General features: G+C 74.5%; 17 protein-coding genes. All 17 read left to right on the plus strand.

All coding sequences use genetic code 11. The annotated features are described in order from the left end of the window. The first annotated feature begins 5 nt into the window (after positions 1–5). The 17 genes from prcB (at position 6) to lgt (ending at position 17,425) form a co-directional block, all read left to right on the plus strand. Positions 6–929 carry a proteasome subunit beta gene (prcB, locus tag ABIE39_RS02825; RefSeq protein ID WP_083385061.1) on the plus strand — a complete coding sequence of 308 codons (924 nt, stop codon included), beginning with the start codon at positions 6–8 and terminating at the stop codon, positions 927–929. After that, a complete protein-coding gene (prcA, locus tag ABIE39_RS02830; RefSeq protein ID WP_175010053.1) occupies positions 926–1,723 on the plus strand; it encodes a proteasome subunit alpha in 798 nt (265 codons plus the stop codon). Before prcB ends, prcA begins: the two co-directional genes overlap by 4 nt. A gap of 6 nt (positions 1,724–1,729) precedes the next feature. Further along, positions 1,730–3,091, plus strand: a complete 1,362-nt coding sequence (gene pafA, locus ABIE39_RS02835) for a Pup--protein ligase (RefSeq protein ID WP_074806769.1) — start codon at positions 1,730–1,732, stop codon at positions 3,089–3,091. Positions 3,092–3,104: 13 nt separating this feature from the next. After that, positions 3,105–4,196, plus strand: a complete 1,092-nt coding sequence (locus tag ABIE39_RS02840) for an FKBP-type peptidyl-prolyl cis-trans isomerase (protein ID WP_354050356.1) — start codon at positions 3,105–3,107, stop codon at positions 4,194–4,196. After that, entirely contained in the window at positions 4,193–4,963 is a 771-nt protein-coding gene (gene hisF / locus ABIE39_RS02845; protein WP_354050358.1) for an imidazole glycerol phosphate synthase subunit HisF, read from the plus strand. Before ABIE39_RS02840 ends, hisF begins: the two co-directional genes overlap by 4 nt. Positions 4,964–5,215: 252 nt before the next feature. After that, the gene (locus tag ABIE39_RS02850; protein WP_354050613.1) at positions 5,216–7,123 is read left to right on the plus strand and encodes an ABC transporter ATP-binding protein; all 1,908 of its coding nucleotides are present in this window, start codon (positions 5,216–5,218) and stop codon (positions 7,121–7,123) included. Further along, entirely contained in the window at positions 7,120–9,012 is a 1,893-nt protein-coding gene (locus ABIE39_RS02855) for an ABC transporter ATP-binding protein (protein ID WP_354050360.1), read from the plus strand. The genes ABIE39_RS02850 and ABIE39_RS02855 overlap by 4 nt, the downstream gene beginning before the upstream one ends. An 84-nt stretch (positions 9,013–9,096) precedes the next feature. Then, positions 9,097–9,552: a phosphoribosyl-AMP cyclohydrolase gene (gene hisI / locus ABIE39_RS02860; RefSeq protein WP_108046887.1), complete on the plus strand. Its 456-nt coding sequence runs from the start codon at positions 9,097–9,099 to the stop codon at positions 9,550–9,552. Next, complete coding sequence (locus ABIE39_RS02865; RefSeq protein ID WP_354050362.1) at positions 9,549–11,126, plus strand: anthranilate synthase component I; 1,578 nt, start codon at positions 9,549–9,551, stop codon at positions 11,124–11,126. Before hisI ends, ABIE39_RS02865 begins: the two co-directional genes overlap by 4 nt. Continuing rightward, entirely contained in the window at positions 11,123–11,764 is a 642-nt protein-coding gene (locus ABIE39_RS02870; protein WP_175010049.1) for a Trp biosynthesis-associated membrane protein, read from the plus strand. The genes ABIE39_RS02865 and ABIE39_RS02870 overlap by 4 nt, the downstream gene beginning before the upstream one ends. 80 nt (positions 11,765–11,844) lie before the next feature. Beyond that, positions 11,845–12,138: an HGxxPAAW family protein gene (locus tag ABIE39_RS02875; protein WP_342779615.1), complete on the plus strand. Its 294-nt coding sequence runs from the start codon at positions 11,845–11,847 to the stop codon at positions 12,136–12,138. Continuing rightward, a complete protein-coding gene (locus ABIE39_RS02880; protein ID WP_354050364.1) occupies positions 12,135–12,683 on the plus strand; it encodes a DUF4190 domain-containing protein in 549 nt (182 codons plus the stop codon). Before ABIE39_RS02875 ends, ABIE39_RS02880 begins: the two co-directional genes overlap by 4 nt. Positions 12,684–12,696: 13 nt before the next feature. Further along, positions 12,697–13,128, plus strand: coding sequence for a DUF2752 domain-containing protein (locus ABIE39_RS02885; RefSeq protein WP_255437394.1), 432 nt, complete (start codon positions 12,697–12,699; stop codon positions 13,126–13,128). A gap of 185 nt (positions 13,129–13,313) precedes the next feature. After that, positions 13,314–14,126, plus strand: a complete 813-nt coding sequence (trpC, locus tag ABIE39_RS02890; protein ID WP_074806749.1) for an indole-3-glycerol phosphate synthase TrpC — start codon at positions 13,314–13,316, stop codon at positions 14,124–14,126. 139 nt (positions 14,127–14,265) lie between these two features. Then, entirely contained in the window at positions 14,266–15,522 is a 1,257-nt protein-coding gene (trpB, locus tag ABIE39_RS02895) for a tryptophan synthase subunit beta (protein ID WP_108046952.1), read from the plus strand. Then, positions 15,519–16,415, plus strand: coding sequence for a tryptophan synthase subunit alpha (gene trpA, locus ABIE39_RS02900; protein ID WP_175010047.1), 897 nt, complete (start codon positions 15,519–15,521; stop codon positions 16,413–16,415). Before trpB ends, trpA begins: the two co-directional genes overlap by 4 nt. After that, positions 16,412–17,425: a prolipoprotein diacylglyceryl transferase gene (gene lgt, locus ABIE39_RS02905; RefSeq protein ID WP_175010046.1), complete on the plus strand. Its 1,014-nt coding sequence runs from the start codon at positions 16,412–16,414 to the stop codon at positions 17,423–17,425. Before trpA ends, lgt begins: the two co-directional genes overlap by 4 nt. The last annotated feature ends 128 nt before the right edge of the window (positions 17,426–17,553 follow it).

The raw sequence follows: 17,553 nt of genomic DNA on the forward strand, positions 1-17,553 counted from the left end.
ACCCGATGAGCACGGACCAGCCCGGGCGCCTGCCCGACGCGTTCACGACCCCCGGGTCGTCGTCCTTCCTGGACTTCCTGTCCGGGCACGCCCCCGACCTGCTGCCGTCGCACCGCACGGCCGGGCACGCGGCGTCCGGCACGATGCCCGACGCGCCGCACGCCACCACGATCGTGGCGCTGACGTTCGGCGCCGAGGGCGTGGGCGCGGGCGTCGTCATGGCGGGGGACCGTCGCGCGACGATGGGCTCGATGATCGCGAACCGCGAGATCGAGAAGGTCTTCCCGGCCGACGAGTACTCGGCCGTGGGCATCGCCGGGACGGCGGGCATCGCCGTCGAGCTCGTGCGGCTGTTCCAGCTCGAGCTCGAGCACTACGAGAAGATCGAGGGCGCGCTGCTCTCGCTCGACGGCAAGGCCAACCGCCTGTCGACGATGATCCGGCAGAACCTCGGCCTCGCCATGCAGGGCCTCGCGGTCGTGCCCCTCTTCGCGGGGTTCGACCTCGATCGCGGCGCCGGCCGGATCTTCTCGTACGACGTCACGGGCGGCCGGTACGAGGAGCGGGCGTACCACTCGGTGGGGTCGGGCTCGGTCTTCGCGCGCGGCTCCCTGAAGAAGCTGTGGCGGACGGGCCTCGACCGGGCGGCCTCCGTGCGCGTCGCGGTCGAGGCGCTCTACGACGCGGCGGACGACGACTCGGCCACGGGCGGCCCGGACCCGGTCCGCCGGATCTGGCCGGTGGTCGCCGTCGTGACGGCCGACGGTTACGAGCGCGTGCCCGACGACGAGCTCGCGGCGGTCGTCGAGCAGATCGTGGCGGAGCGCTCCGGGGCGGGCGTGGAGCGCGGCCGTCCCCCGGTGACGAACGCCGAGGCCGTCCCGCACGACCTCCCGCAGGACCACCCGACCGGAGGTGACGACGCGTGAACATGCCCTTCTACGTCTCGCCCGAGCAGCTGATGAAGGACCGGGCGGACTTCGCGCGCAAGGGCATCGCGCGCGGCCGGTCCGTCGTGGTCCTCGCGTACGAGGACGGCATCGCCTTCGCGACGGAGAACCCGTCGCGCGCGCTGCACAAGATCTCGGAGATCTACGACCGCATCGCGTTCGCCGCGGTGGGCAAGTACAACGAGTTCGAGAACCTGCGCGTCGCCGGGGTGCGGTACGCAGACCTGCGCGGCTACTCCTACGACCGGACGGACGTCAACGCGCGCGGCCTGGCGAACGCGTACGCCCAGACGCTCGGCACGGTGTTCACCACGGAGTCGAAGCCGCTCGAGGTCGAGCTCGTCGTCGCGGAGGTCGGTCGCACGGCGGAGCAGGACCAGCTCTACCGGATCTCCTACGACGGCTCGGTCGCCGACGAGCAGGGCGTGGTCGTCATGGGCGGCCAGGCCGACCAGCTCGGCCGGGTCCTCGAGGACGCGTGGCGGCCCGGTCTCGGCCTCGCCGAGGTGCTGCGCCTGGCGGTGCACGCGCTCGCGTCCGGCGGCGACGGGGACGAGACGCGCACCATCCCGGCCGCGCAGCTCGAGGTGGCCGTCCTCGACCGCACGCGACCCCGGCGTGCGTTCCGCCGGCTCACGGGCGCCGTCCTCGAGGGCCTCCTCGCTGATGCTGATGCTGATGCTGACGGAGACGACGCGGCGAGCGCCACGGACGGGCCCGCCGAGGGTGCGCCCGGCGACGCGACGGGCGCCGGCCCGACGGACGAGGGGTAGCGCCGCATGGACCGCAGGATCTTCGGGCTGGAGACCGAGTACGGCGTGACGTGCGCGTCCGACGACGGGCGCGGGCTCTCGGCGGACGAGGTCGCCCGGTACCTGTTCCGCAAGGTGGTCGCCTGGGGCCGCTCGTCGAACGTGTTCCTGCGCAACGGCTCCCGGCTGTACCTCGACGTCGGCTCGCACCCCGAGTACGCGACGGCCGAGTGCGACGACGTCCGCCAGCTCGTCGCGTACGACCGCGGCGGCGAGCGGATCCTCGAGGGCCTCGTCGCGGACGCGCAGCAGCGGCTCGAGCACGAGGGCCTGCCGGGCCGGATCCACCTGTTCAAGAACAACACCGACTCGGCGGGCAACTCGTACGGCTGCCACGAGAACTACCTCGTGCGACGACAGGGCGACTTCGCGCGCCTGTCGGACGTCCTCGTGCCGTTCCTCATCACGCGCCAGGTCCTCACGGGCGCCGGCAAGGTCCTCGCGACGCCTCGCGGCGCCGTGTACTGCCTGTCCCAGCGCGCCGACCACATCTGGGAGGCGGTGTCGAGCGCGACGACCAGGTCGCGCCCGATCATCAACACGCGCGACGAGCCGCACGCCGACGCCGAGAGCTACCGCCGCCTGCACGTGATCGTCGGCGACTCCTCGATGGCGGAGACGACGACCATGCTCAAGGTCGGCTCGACCGACCTCATCCTGCGGATGGTGGAGGCGGGGGTCCCGATGCGGGACCTGGCGCTCGAGAACCCCATCCGGTCGATCCGCGAGATCAGCCACGACATGACGGGCAAGCACCCTGTCCAGCTGGCGAGCGGCCGGACGGTCACCGCGATCGACCTCCAGGGGGAGTACCTCCAGCGGGTGCGCGAGTTCGTCGAGCAGGACGTCTCGCCGACGCCGGTCGTCAAGCAGGTGCTCGACCTGTGGGAGCGCGGGCTGCGCGCCCTCGAGACGGGCGACCTCTCGCTCGTCGACCGCGAGCTGGACTGGGTCATCAAGTACCGCCTGATCCAGCGCTACCAGGCGAAGCACGGTCTCGAGCTCGACGACCCGCGGATCGCGCGCCTCGACCTCGCCTACCACGACATCTCGCGCACCGAGGGGCTGTACAACCTGCTCGCGGCCCGCGGCATGGTCGAGCGGGTCACCACGGACCTCGAGGTGTTCGAGTCGACGGCCGTGCCGCCGCAGACCACGCGAGCCAAGCTGCGCGGCGACTTCGTGCGCGCCGCCCAGGAGGCCCGCCGCGACTACACGGTGGACTGGGTGCACCTCAAGCTCAACGACCAGGCGCAGCGCACCGTGCTGTGCAAGGACCCGTTCCGGAACGTCGACGAGCGCGTGGAGCGCCTCATCGAGTCGATGTGATGCAGGACGTGATGTGACGAACCTGGCCCTCGCGGCCGGGCGCCCTCCGGGCGTCCGGCGCGCTCGTCGTGCGCCCGCGTCCCGGGCAGTGCTCGTGCTGCTCGTGGCGTTCCTCGCCGCCGTCGTGCTCGGTGCGTGCACGGAGCCCGAGGACGCGACGGAGACGCCGCTCAACACCGACCTCACGGTCGCCGGATCGTCCGGCGCGCCCCCGGCGCTCGAGTACCGCGCCCCGCTCGACGTGCCGGACGCGTCGTCGGAGGTGGTGTGGCCGGGCGCCGGGGCCGAGCTCGTGGACGGCGGGCCACTGCTGCTCAACCTCTACGCGGAGGACCTGCGCGACGGCACCGTCCTGCAGAACACGTACACGGACGCGCCGCGCTGGCGCACGCTGACCGACGAGTCGGTCGGCCGCGAGCTGCGCGACCTCCTGCGTGGGCAGCGCGTGGGGGCGCGCCTCCTGCGCCTCGAGGTGGACGACGGCGTCCCCGTCGCCCTGGTCGTCGACGTCCTGCCGACGCGCGCGTCCGGGGAGGCGGTCGAGCCGATCGACGGGCTGCCCACCGTCACGCTCGACGCGCAGGGCGCGCCGAGCGTCGCCGTCCCGTCGGAGGCCGCGGCGCCCGCGGGCCTCGTCGTGCAGCCGCTCGTCCGCGGCGACGGCCGTCAGGTCGAGGTCGGTCAGGTGGTCACCGTCCGGTACACGGGCGTGCGCTGGTCCGACGGCGAGGTCTTCGACTCGACGTGGACGGAGGGGACCGCGCCCCTGTCGGTGATGATCGGCATCGGCGAGGTCATCGAGGGCTGGGAGCAGGGGCTCCTCGAGCAGTCGGTGGGGAGCCAGGTGCTCCTCGTCGTGCCGCCCGACCTCGCCTACGGCGCGACCGCCAACCCGCTGGCGGGCGAGACGCTCGTCTACGTCGTCGACATCCTCGACGCCCAGTTCCCCGTGACCGAGGAGAGCGCGCCCGAGAGCCCGGGCGGCACCGGCACGGCCGACGACACGACCGGCACCGACACGACCGGCACCGATACGACCGGCACCGACACGACCGGCACCGACACGACCGGCGCAGCGCCGGCCGACCGAGGAGAGTCCCCATGACCGTCGCGATCCGCGTGATCCCGTGCCTCGACGTCGACGCGGGACGCGTCGTCAAGGGCGTGAACTTCGAGAACCTGCGGGACGCGGGCGACCCCGTCGAGCTCGCCGCCCGCTACGACACGGAGGGTGCGGACGAGCTGACGTTCCTCGACGTCTCCGCGTCGTCCGGCAACCGGGAGACGACGTACGACGTCGTGCGCCGCACCGCCGAGCAGGTCTTCGTCCCGCTCACGGTCGGTGGCGGGGTCCGTTCGGCGGACGACGTGGACCGCCTCCTGCGCGCGGGCGCGGACAAGGTCGGCGTGAACACGGCGGCGCTCGCCCGCCCGGAGCTCATCGCGGAGATCGCCGACCGCTTCGGGAGCCAGGTGCTCGTGCTCTCGGTGGACGCGCGCCGCACGACCGGCGACGTGCGGACGGATTCCGGCTACGAGGTGACGACCCACGGCGGGCGGCGCGGCACGGGGATCGACGCCGTGGAGTGGGCGTCTCGCGCCGCGGGGCTGGGCGCGGGGGAGATCCTGCTCAACTCGATGGACGCGGACGGCACCACCGCGGGCTTCGACCTCGAGATGCTCGCCGCGGTGCGCTCGGAGGTGCGCGTGCCCCTCGTCGCGAGCGGCGGCGCGGGCACGCCCGAGCACTTCGTGGCAGCGGCGCGCGCCGGGGCGGACGCGGTGCTCGCCGCGAGCGTCTTCCACTTCGGCGCCCTCACCGTCGGCCAGGTGAAGGACGCGATGCGGGCGCAGGGCGTGCAGGTGCGCTGACCGGCGCGGACGCCCGGCGGCGGTGTCGGGAGCCCGTGAGAGGATCGGGCCACCCCCTGAACGAAAGACGAGGACCGTCCCGTGCCCGGCAGCAGGACGCGCCCCACCGGCGCCGACGCCCCGCCCGCCCCGACCGACCCGCCGGCCATCGCCGCCCGGCACGACCAGCCCCGCGACCGGCTCCCCGCCGAGCCGTCGGTCCGGCGCCCGCACGCCCTCACCGGCTCCCGCGTCCGCCGCTCGCTCGCGCTCATGGGGCGCGGCATCCGCGACGAGCCGCGCACCTACGTGCTGGCGATCGGGTCCTCCGCGCTGTTCGGCGCGCTGACCGTCGCCGTGAGCAGCGCGGTCGGCAGGGTCACCGACGAGGTCGTGGTGCCCGCGCTCGCGGGTGACGCGGCCGCACGGAGCCGCATCTGGGTCGCGGGCCTCGTGCTGGCCGGCATCGCGCTCTCGCTCGCGGTGAGCGTCGCCGCGCGGCGCATCTTCGCGGGCGACGGGTACGCCGCGCTGCAGGCGCGCCACCGCACCGCGGTGACCCGCCAGTACCTGCGCCTGCCGATGTCGTGGCACCGCTCGCACCCGGCCGGGCAGCTGCTGTCGAACGCGAACTCCGACGTCGAGGCGGCGACGGGCGTGTTCAACCCGCTGCCGTTCGCGCTGGGCGTCGTCGTCATGATCGGCGTCGCCGCGGTGATGCTCTTCCGGGTGGACGTCTGGCTCGCGTGCGCGGCGCTCGTCGTCATCCCCGTCGCCGTCGCCGTGAACATCGTGTTCCAGCGCTACATGTCGCCGGCCATCACGCGGGCGCAGCAGCTGCGCGCCGAGGTCTCGGACGTCGCGCACGAGAGCTTCGAAGCCGCGCTCCTCGTCACGTCGCTCGGCACCGCGGACCGCGAGGAGCGCCGCTTCGCCGAGCGCACCGACGAGCTGCGCGCCGCGAACGTGCGGGTCGGCGTCGTGCGGGCGTTCTTCGACCCCGTCATCGAGCTCCTGCCGTCGCTCGGCACGCTCCTCGTCCTCGGCGTGGGGACGGTGCGCCTCACCGCGGGCGACGTCGCGCCGGGCGACATCATCACCGCCGCGTACCTGCTGACCGTGATGGCCGTGCCGGTCCGCGCGTTCGGCTGGGTCCTCGGCGAGCTCCCGCGCGCGCTCGTCGGGTACGAGCGCATCAGCCGCGTCGTCGACGCGGGCGGCGTGCTGCGCCCCGGGACCACGGCCCTGACCGGGTCCGGTGCCGGGCTGGGCGTGCGGCTCGAGGGCGTCGGGGTCGACGTCCGGGCGGGCGGCCGCGAGCTCACGCTGCTCGACGGCGTGGACCTGACCGTCGCGCCGGGGACGACCGTCGCCGTCGTCGGCCCGACGGGTGCCGGCAAGACGACGCTCGTCTCGCTCCTCGCGCGGCTCTCGGACCCGACGCGCGGGCGCGTGCTCCTCGACGGCACCGACGTGCGCGACGTGCGCGAGGCGGACCTCACGACGCAGGTCGCCCTCGTCGCGCAGCAGGCCTTCGTGTTCGAGGACACGGTGCGCGCCAACGTCACGCTCGTCGACGAGGGCGACCCCGGCCCGGACGACGCGGAGGTCTGGGCGGCCCTGCGCCTCGCGCGCGTGGACGACGTCGTCGAGCGGCTCCCGGAGGGTCTCGACGCCCCGCTCGGGGAGCGGGGGGCCAACCTGTCCGGCGGCCAGCGCCAGCGTCTCGCGATCGCGCGGGCGCTCGTCCGGCGGCCGCGCCTGCTCGTCCTCGACGACGCGACCTCGGCCGTCGACCCGCGGGTCGAGCAGGAGATCCTCGCGGGCGTCGCGCGGGGCGGCGACGACCGCCCGACGGTCGTCATGGTCGCCTACCGCATGTCGAGCGTCGCGCTCGCGGACGTCGTCGTGCACGTGGAGTCCGGGCGGGTGGTGGACGTCGGGACGCACGACGAGCTGCTCGCTCGCGACCCCGGGTACCGCGAGCTCGCGACCGCGTACGCGCGCGAGGCGGAGCGCCGCGAGCACGAGCGCGCCGACGCGACGGACGACTCCGTCCGCGACGCGGGCGAGGACGAGCAGGTCCGTGACGGCCGCCGCGAGGACGACCTCGTGCGGCAGGAGGAGACGGAGGAGGACGACGTCGTGCGGCACGTCGAGACGGGGGCGCTGGAGGAATGACCCGGACCACCACCACCCGACCCGGGCGGCCGCCCCGCCGGGACTCGGGTGCCGCCGTCGACGGTGGTGCCGCGGACGTCCGCACCGGCGACGCGCGCATCGCCTCGGCGAGCTCCCTGGGCGTCCTCGCGACGCTGCGTCGCGGCGTGCAGGTGTCGCCGCAGATCCTCACCGGCATCTGGGTCACCCTCGGACTCGCCGTCGCCGCCGCGCTGGGCCGGGTCGTCGTGCCCGTGACCGTGCAGCAGACCATCGACACGGGCGTGCTCGCCGACGGCGGTCCGGACACCACGCGCGTCGCGGTGCTCGTCGGCGTCGCCGCCGGGATCCTCGTCCTCGCCGGGCTGTGCTCGGCCCTCGTCAACGTGCGCCTGTTCCGGTCGACCGAGGCCGGCCTCGCCGCGCTGCGCGTGCGCGCGTTCCGCCACGTGCACGACCTGTCGGTCCTCACGCAGAACTCCGAGCGACGGGGGTCGCTCGTCTCGCGCGTCACGAGCGACGTCGACACGATCTCGCTGTTCGTGCAGTGGGGCGGCATCATGCTGCTCGTCTCGGTGCTCCAGATCGGCGTCGCGACGGTGCTCATGGCGGTGTACTCGTGGCAGCTCACGCTCGTGGTGTGGGCGTGCTTCGTGCCGCTGTTCCTCGTCCTGCGCCCCGCGCAGGCGCGGGTCAACGACGCGTACACCCAGGTCCGCGCGCGGGTCGGCGCGATGCTCGGCGCCATCTCGGAGTCCGTCGTCGGTGCGGAGACCATCCGCGCGTACGGCGCCGGGGCACGGACGGCGCGTCGGGTCGACGCCGCGGTCGACGCGACCCGGCGCGCGATGGTCCGGGCGCAGAAGCTGGTCGCCGTCGTCTTCTCGAGCGGCGTGCTCGTCGCGAACCTCGTGCTCGCGGTCGTCGTGGTCGTCGGCTCGCTGCTCGGTGTGGCGGGCGACATCTCGGTGGGCCAGCTCCTCGCCTTCCTGTTCCTCGTCCAGCTCTTCACCGGGCCGGTCCAGATGGCGACGGAGATCCTCAACGAGCTGCAGAACGCGGTGGCGGGCTGGCGCCGCGTCCTCGCCGTCCTGGAGACGCCGGTCGAGGTCACCGACAAGGGCGCCGACGGCGTGCGCAGCCCGCGCGGCCCGGCCCACGTGCGTCTCGAGGACGTCCGGTTCGCCTACCCCGACGGGCCCGAGGTGCTGCACGGCGTCGACCTCGACCTGCCGGCGCGTGCGTCGGTCGCCGTCGTCGGCGCGACCGGCTCGGGCAAGACGACGATCGCGAAGCTCGTCACGCGGCTCATGGACCCGACGGGCGGACGCGTCCTCCTGGACGGCACCGACCTGCGAGACCTGTCGGTCGCGTCCCTGCGCGAGCGCGTCGTGCTCGTGCCGCAGGAGGGCTTCCTCTTCGACGGGACGCTCGCCGACAACGTCGCCTACGGGCTCCGCGGTGCGGCCGAGGAGGAGCCGGCGGCCGCGCGTCGCGCCCGGATCGAGGCGGCCGTCGAGCGGCTCGGCCTCACCGACTGGGTCGCGGACCTCCCGGACGGGCTCGACTCCTCGGTCGGGCAGCGAGGCGAGTCCCTCTCCGCGGGCGAGCGGCAGCTCGTCGCGCTCGTGCGGGCGTACCTGGCCGAGGCGGACCTGCTGGTCCTCGACGAGGCGACGTCCGCCGTCGACCCGGCGACGGAGGTCCGGATCGCGCGGGCGCTCGCGTCGCTCACCGCGGGCCGGTCGACCCTGACGATCGCGCACCGCCTCTCCACGGCCGAGGCGGCCGACCTCGTCGTCGTCGTCGACGCCGGCCACGTCGTCGAGGTGGGTCACCACGACGACCTCGCCCGCGCGGGCGGGGTCTACGCCCGCATGCACGACGCCTGGGTCTCCCAGACCCGCTGACCACCCGGGCCGGGCGACCGACGTCACGCCCGGTCGGGCGAGACGGGGGACCGGCGGCGGCCCGGCGTCTGGCAGGATTCTCGGGTGCCCGACTCCACGACCGGCCCGCAGACCACGACCCCGTCCGCGCTCGACCCCGAGGTCGCCGCGCGGCTCAAGCGCGACGACGCCGGACTGGTCGCCGCGATCGTCCAGCAGCACGACACCGGCGAGGTGCTCATGCTCGGCTGGATGGACGACGAGGCGCTCCACCGCACCCTGACGACCGGCCGGGTGACGTTCTGGAGCCGGTCGCGCCAGGAGTACTGGCGCAAGGGCGACACCTCGGGGCACGTCCAGGTGGTGCGCTCGGTCGCGCTCGACTGCGACGGCGACGCGCTCCTCGTGCGCGTGCACCAGGTCGGCGCCGCGTGCCACACGGGCACGCGCACGTGCTTCGAGGCCGGGGGAGACCTGGGCGCCGTCGTCGGCGAGCTGCCGTCCGCGCCCGGTGCCCCGGGCGCTGCCCCCGGACCGGACCCCGAGGAGGAGAACCAGTGAGCACGACCGTCGACCCGGCCGGCACCACCACCGTCCCCGCGGGCGGGCCCGCCTGGGGCACGACGTGGCCCGTGCTCGACGGCTTCCGCGCCCTCGCCCGCTCCCGCCGGGTCGTCCCGGTCGTGCGGCGCCTCCTGGCCGACGACGTCACGCCCGTCGGGCTCTACCGCACGCTCGCGCAGGGGCGCCCGGGCACGTTCGTGCTCGAGTCCGCGGAGTCGGACGGGCGCTGGGCCCGGTACTCGTTCGTCGGCGTCGCGTCCCGCGCGACCCTCACGGCACGTGACGGCCGCGCGGTGTGGTCGGGCGACGTGCCCGCCGGGGTACCGCGCCAGGGCGACGTGGTCGACGTGCTGGAGGCGACGCTCGACGTGCTGCGCACGCCCGCGGTCGACGGTCTCCCGCCGCTCACGGGCGGGCTCGCCGGGGCGATCGGGTGGGACGTCATCCGGCACTGGGAGCCGACGCTGCCGTCGCACGCGCCCGACGAGCTGGGCGTCCCGGAGCTCACGCTGTGCCTCGCGACGGACCTCGCGGTCGTCGACCATGCGGAGGGCAGCGTGTGGCTCGTGGCGAACGCGATCAACTTCGACGACACGGACGAGCGGGTCGACGAGGCGTACGCCGACGCGGTGCGGCGCCTCGACGCGATGCAGGCGCGCCTCGTCGCGGGCGGTGCGCACGTCGCGTCGGTCGTGGCCGCCGACGCCGTCGAGCCCGAGCTCGAGTTCCGCTCGACGCGCGACGAGTTCGAGGCGTCCGTCGTGGCGGGCAAGGACGCGATCCGCGAGGGCGAGGTCTTCCAGGTCGTCCTCTCCCAGCGCCTGGACCTCGACTGCCCGGCGGACCCGCTCGACGTGTATCGGGCGCTGCGCACGATCAACCCGAGCCCGTACATGTACTACTTCCAGCTCACGGACGCCGACGGGCGCGACTTCGCGGTCGTCGGGTCGAGCCCGGAGACGCTGGTCAAGGTCGAGGACGGGCGGGTCACGACGTTCCCCATCGCGGGCTCGCGGCCGCGCGGCGCGACGCCCGAGGAGGACGTCGCGCTCGGGGAGGAGCTGCGCGAGGACCCCAAGGAGCTCGCGGAGCACATCATGCTCGTCGACCTCTCGCGCAACGACCTCGTCAAGGTCTGCGAACCGACGTCGGTCGAGGTCGTGGAGTTCCTGGCGACGAAGCGGTTCAGCCACATCATGCACCTGTGCTCGACGGTCGTCGGCACGCTGCGCGACGGCGCGACGGCACTCGACGCCTTCCGGGCCACGTTCCCCGCGGGGACGCTCTCGGGCGCGCCCAAGCCGCGCGCGATCGCCCTCATCGACGAGCTCGAGCCCGCCTCGCGCGGGATCTACGGTGGGACGGCCGGGTACTTCGACTTCGACGGGAACATGGACATGGCGATCGCCATCCGCACGGCGCTGATCCGCGACGGGCGCGCGAGCGTCCAGGCCGGGGGCGGGATCGTCGCCGACTCCGTGCCCGCGCTCGAGTACGCGGAGTCGCGCAACAAGGCGGCCGCGGCAGTCCGCGCCGTGCAGGTCGCGGCGCGGCTGCGGGAGCTCGCGTGAGCCGCCCGGGCGGTCCGGCCCGCCGCACGGCCATCTGGGTCCTGCTGCTCCTCGGTGGCGCGACCCTCGCCGCGGCCGTGCCCACGTGGCTGCGCACGACGGGTGCCACCGCGCTGGACCCGCAGGTCGACGTCGCGGTGGCCGGCACGTCGGCCGCCCCCGGCGTGAGCGCGGCCGCGCTCGTGCTCGTCGCAGCCGCGCTCGCGCTCGGTCTCGTGGGGCGGGTCGGCCGGTGGGTCGTCCTGGCGGTCGCGGCGGCCAGCGGCGTCGTCGCCACGGTCTCCGCGCTGAGCGTCGCGATCGACCCGGAGCCGACCGCCCGGTCGGCGGTCGCCGAGGCGACGGGCGTGACGGAGCTGACCGCACCGGTCGAGCTCACCGCGGCGCCCTGGGCGGCAGCGGTGCTCGGTGTGCTCACGGTGCTCGTCGTGGTGTGGGTCGCCCTCGGTGCACGGTCGTGGGCGGGCGCCTCGACCCGGCACGAGCGGGCCGGGGCGGCACCCGCGACGGGAGCCGGCACACCGGCGGGCGAGACGTCCGAGGCCGCGGGTGCGACGGGCCCCAGCGACGTCGACGACGTCTCCGACCACGACGCGTGGGACGCGCTCTCCCGCGGCGAGGACCCGACGGACCGCTGAGCAGCGCGGACGTGTCCGACGCGACGTGCGCCCCGCGACGGGACGGGCCCCGGCCCGGTCCGATAGGCTCTGACCACATCTTGACGAAAGGCACGACCCTCATGGCCGAGAACCAGCAGACCACCGAGATCGCCTACCTGCCGCCCGCGGCACCGCCCACGAACCACGGCCACACCGTCGCCGCGTGGTTCACCATGATCGGCATCATGGTCGGCGCGTTCGTGGCCGCGATCGGTGTCCTCCTCCCGGCCATCGCTCAGGTGTCCGGCGTCTGGCTCTTCTGGGTCGGCATGGGCGTCGTGGCCGTGGCGCTCGTCGGCGGCCTCGTGCTCCGGAACATGGGGTACGGGCAGAAGAAGCAGGGCGCGCGGTGACGCAGCCGCCGGGACCGGGCGCTCACGACGGCACGCCCCCGCAGGACGGGTCGCAGGCGCCGTACGGCTCGTCGGTGCCCGGCGGCCCGCAGCACCCCGGCCCGCAGGGGCCTGACCAGGGCTACCCCGGGCAGCAGCAGCCCGGCCAGCCGTACCCGGGCCAGTCGCAGCAGGCGTACCCGGGCCAGCAGTACCCCGGACAGCAGTACCCCGGACAGCAGTACCCCGGACAGCAGTACCCGGCGGGCGCCTACGCGCCGCCGCCGTACTACCCGAAGAACAACCTCGCGATCTGGTCGCTCGTCCTGAGCATCGCCGCGTTCGTGCTCAGCTGCGGCTTCTTCACGGGCATCCCCGCGGTGATCGTGGGCAACGCGGCGAAGCGTGCCGTCGCGGAGGGCCAGGCGGACAACGACGGCATGGCGACGGCGGGGATCATCCTCGGCTGGGTCGCGATCGGCCTGTCCGCGCTCGGCCTGGTGCTCCTGCTGGCGTTCTTCCCCGCCGTCCTGGCCTGGGTCGGCACGATCCCCGACCAGTACTGACGGGGACGGTCACGTGACGTCCGAGGCGGTGGGCCGACGGCGGGTGCCGCGCGAAGCCATGGCGCCGCTCGCCGTGGGCGCGCTCGTCGCCGCCGCGACCGCTTACGTGGGGGCTGTCGACCCGAACCGCCCCGGCCACTACGTCACGTGCCCGCTGCTCGCCCTGACGGGCCTCGCGTGCCCCGGGTGCGGAGGCCTGCGCGCCACCCACGAGCTGGTGCACCTCGACCTGGCCGCGGCGTGGTCCATGAACCCGATCTGGGTCGTCGTCGCCCCGCTGCTCGTCGTGCTGTGGGGCCTGTGGCTCGTGCGCGCCTGGCGCGGGCGTCCCGGACCGCGCGTGCCGGCGTGGGTGGCGTGGACGTCGCTCGCCGTGCTCGTGCTCTTCGGGGTGCTGCGCAACGTGCCCGCCCTGGTCCCGTGGCTCGGTCCGCTGGCCGCCTGAGCAGACGGCCGCGACCACGAGCTGCCGCGCTGCGCGCGTCTCGGGGGCTGGGCCGTGGTCATCGTCACTCGGGGGCGGCTCTACGATGGCAGGTACCTCCCTGTCAACGGGTCGGCCCGAACCTGTGGGTGCACGCCGGCCGACCGGCCCGGCAGGGAGCGGACGACACGGGGAGTGGTGGGACGATGACGGTGCTGGACGACATCGTCGCGGGCGTGCGCGAGGACCTCGCGGCACGCCAGGCGACGACCTCGCTCGACGAGCTCAAGGAACGAGCCGCCCGCGTCCCCGGTGCGCTCGAGTGCGTGAGCCGGCTCAAGGCGGACGACGCGGTGGCCGTCATCGCCGAGGTGAAGCGGTCGAGCCCCAGCAAGGGTGCGCTCGCGTCCATCTCCGACCCGGCCGAGCTCGCGGGAGAGTACGAGAAGGGCGGCGCCGCCGCGATCTCGGTGCTCACCGAGCAGCGGCGTTTCAACGGGAGCCTCGCGGACCTGGACGCCGTCCGGGCGCGGGTCGACGTCCCCGTGCTCCGCAAGGACTTCGTCGTGACGCCGTACCAGGTGTGGGAGGCACGCGCGCACGGCGCGGACATCGTGCTCCTCATCGTCGCCGCGCTCGAGCAGACGGTGCTGACGTCGCTCGTCGAGCGCGTGCACTCGCTCGGCATGACCGCGCTCGTCGAGGTCCACACGCTCGACGAGGTGACGCGCGCGCTCGACGCCGGGGCCCGGGTCGTCGGCGTGAACTCGCGCGACCTCAAGACGCTCGACGTCGACCGCACGACCTTCGCGCGACTCGCGCCCGCGATCCCCGACGAGGTCGTCCGTGTGGCCGAGTCCGGCGTGCGCGGCCCCCACGACGTCATGGACTACGCCCGTTCCGGCGCGCACGCGGTGCTCGTCGGCGAGGCGCTCGTGACCGACGACGCGCCGCGCGCCTCCGTCGCCGACCTCGTCGCGGCCGGGTCGCACCCGTCGCTGTGGTCCGTGCGGCCCTGAGGCACGACGGCACCGTCCGTCACGTCACAGGCGCCGCGCCCCGGCCCAGCACACCCCACCATCCAGGAGGACCGGCCCCGTGCCCGACTCGACACCATCGACCACCCCGCGGAGCGACGCGCACTCCGTCCGTGCGGACCTGACGCGCTCCCTCGCGACCCAGGAGGGTCCCTACTTCGGCGAGTTCGGCGGGCGCTTCGTGCCCGAGGCGCTCGTCGCCGCGCTCGACGAGCTCGAGACCGAGTACCGCAAGGCGCTCGACGACCCGGCGTTCGTCACGGAGCTCGCGCGCCTGCAGCGCGAGTACACGGGCCGCCCGAGCCCGCTCACGGAGGTGCCGCGCTTCGCGGAGCACGCCGGGGGCTCGCGCGTGTTCCTCAAGCGCGAGGACCTCAACCACACGGGCTCGCACAAGATCAACAACGTCCTCGGCCAGGCGCTGCTCGTGAAGCGCATGGGCAAGAAGCGCGTGATCGCCGAGACGGGCGCGGGCCAGCACGGCGTCGCGACGGCGACGGCCGCGGCCCTGCTCGACCTCGAGTGCGTCGTCTACATGGGCGAGGAGGACACGCGGCGCCAGGCGCTGAACGTCGCGCGCATGCGCCTGCTCGGCGCCGAGGTCGTCCCCGTGACGATCGGCCAGCGCACCCTCAAGGACGCGATCAACGAGGCGCTGCGCGACTGGGTCGCCAACGTCGACACGACGCACTACCTGCTGGGCACCGTGACCGGGCCGCACCCGTTCCCCGAGATGGTGCGCGAGTTCCACCGCGTCATCGGCGAGGAGGCGCGCACGCAGATCCTCGACCGGATCGGGCGCCTGCCCGACGCGCTCGCGGCGTGCGTGGGCGGCGGCTCGAACGCGCTCGGGCTCTTCAACGCCTTCCTCGACGACGAGGGCGTGGAGCTCTTCGGCTTCGAGGCGGGCGGCGAGGGCATCGAGACGGGCCGGCACGCGGCACGCTTCAGCGGCGGCGCACCGGGCGTCCTGCACGGCGCGCGCTCGTACCTCCTCCAGGACGAGGACGGACAGACGCTGCCGAGCCACTCGGTGTCCGCGGGCCTCGACTACCCGAGCGTCGGCCCCGCCCACTCGTGGCTCCACGACCTCGGGCGCGCGACGTACCTGCCCGTGACCGACTCCGAGGCGATGGACGCCTTCCGCCTGCTGTGCCGCACGGAGGGGATCATCCCCGCGATCGAGTCGGCCCACGCCCTCGCGGGCGCGCTGCGGATCGGGCGCGAGGCCGCGGCCGCAGGCCGCACGGACCACGTGATCCTGGTGAACCTCTCGGGGCGCGGGGACAAGGACGTGGCGACCGCCGCCCGGTGGTTCGACCTCGTGGACGACGACGCGATCGCCGAGACGGCGACGGGCACGGAGGGACAGCTGTGAGCGCCGCCCAGACCCAGGACGCACCCGGGGCGCCGGCGACCGCGTCGGCCACCGCGCGACGCCTGCTCGAGCTGCGCGCGGAGGGACGCGCGGGGCTCGTCGGCTACCTGCCCGTCGGCTTCCCGACGGTCGAGCGCTCCGTCGAGGCGGCGCTCGCGCTCGTCGAGTCGGGCGTGGACGTGCTCGAGCTCGGCATCCCCTACACGGACCCCGTCATGGACGGCCCGGTCATCCAGGCCGCGGCCCAGGCGGCGCTCGACGGCGGCGCGCGCGTCGCGGACGTCTTCCGCGTCGTCGCGGCCGTCACGGAGCGCACGGGCGGGCGCGTGCCGGTGCTCGTCATGACGTACTGGAACCCCGTGCTGCGCTACGGCGTCGACGCGTTCGCGCGCGACCTCGCCGCGGCCGGGGGAGCCGGTCTCATCACGGCCGACCTCGTCCCCGACGAGGGCCGCGACTGGCTGGACGCCGCCGAGGCGCACGGCCTGGACCGCGTGTTCCTCGTCGCGCCGAGCTCGACGCCGGAGCGCCTGCAGCTCACGGCGCGCGCGTCGCGCGGCTTCGTCTACGCCGCCTCCACGATGGGCGTCACGGGCGTGCGCGCCGCCGTCGGGCCCCAGGCCGCACGGCTCGTCGCGGACACGCGGGCTGCGGGCGCCGACCTCGTGTGCGTCGGCCTCGGCGTCTCCACGGCAGAGCAGGCCGCGGAGGTCGCGCGCTACGCCGACGGCGTCATCGTCGGGTCGGCGTTCGTCCGTCCCCTGCTGGGCGACGCGCCGTGGGACGAGCGGCTCGCCGCGCTCCGCACGGTCGCCGCCTCGCTGGCCGCCGGGGTGCGCTCCGCCCGCCCCGCGGAACCCGGGACGACGACGCCCGGCGGGGTGGTCGCATGAGCGCCGCGCTCGCCGTCGGGCAGCTCGTGGAGGCGGCGGGTGCCCTGCCCGCCGCGATCCCGAGCCCGAGCCAGCACACCTGGTACCTCGGGCCGTTCCCGATCCGCGCCTACGCGCTCGCGATCCTCGCCGGGATCGGCGTCGCCCTGTGGCTCACGCGCCGCCGCTGGGTCGAGCGCGGGGGAGAGGCCGACGACGTCCTGGAGATCGCCTTCTGGGCGGTCCCGTTCGGGATCGTCGGCGGGCGGCTCTACCACGTGTTCTCGACGCCCGACCCGTACTGGGGCCCGAACGGCGACCCCGTCCGCGCGCTGTACGTGTGGGAGGGCGGCCTCGGCATCTGGGGCGCGGTCGCGCTCGGTGCCGTCGGCGCGTACATCGGGTGCCGGCGCCAGCGCGTGAGCTTCCCGGCGTTCGCGGACGCGCTCGCCCCCGGCCTGCTGCTCGCGCAGGCCGTCGGTCGCCTCGGCAACTGGTTCAACCAGGAGCTGTTCGGCTCGCCCACGACGCTGCCGTGGGGCCTGCGGGTCGACGACTCGGTCGCCGCGGCGGCCGGCTACCCGCCGGGCACGCTGTTCCACCCGACCTTCCTCTACGAGATGGTCTGGAACATCGCCGCTGCCCTGCTCCTGATCTACCTGGACCGTCGGTTCCGGCTCGGTCATGGTCGGGTATTCTGGCTCTACGTCTTCGTCTACACGCTCGGTCGGGTGTGGATCGAGATGCTGCGCATCGACGAGGCCGAGCTCGTCCTCGGTCTCCGGCTGAACGTCTGGACCTCGATCCTGGTCGGTGTCGGTGCGTTGGTAGCGTTTATCGTTGTCGGGCGTCGCCACCCCGGGCGCGAGGAGACGGTGTCCCTCGACGCGCCGGGCGAAGCGCCCGCCACGGAGACCACGGAGCCGGTCGAGGAGTCGACCGACGCCGCGGACCCCGAGAAGACCGCGGACTCCGACGACTCGGAGGAGTCCGAGCAGGCAGATGCCGCGCGACCAGACCCCGGTCGCTGAGCCTCCGTCACTCAACGGCGAATCCGCCGGGCGACCGCCCGGTGGTTCCGTCATGTCCACCAGGGCCGACGACGTCCCGAACCCCCCAGCTGGAACCAGCCCGGCCGTCTCGGTCGGGCGCCTGTGAG

The sequence above is a fragment of the Cellulosimicrobium sp. 4261 genome, from assembly GCF_040546915.1.
Classification (GTDB): domain Bacteria; phylum Actinomycetota; class Actinomycetes; order Actinomycetales; family Cellulomonadaceae; genus Cellulosimicrobium; species Cellulosimicrobium cinnabarinum.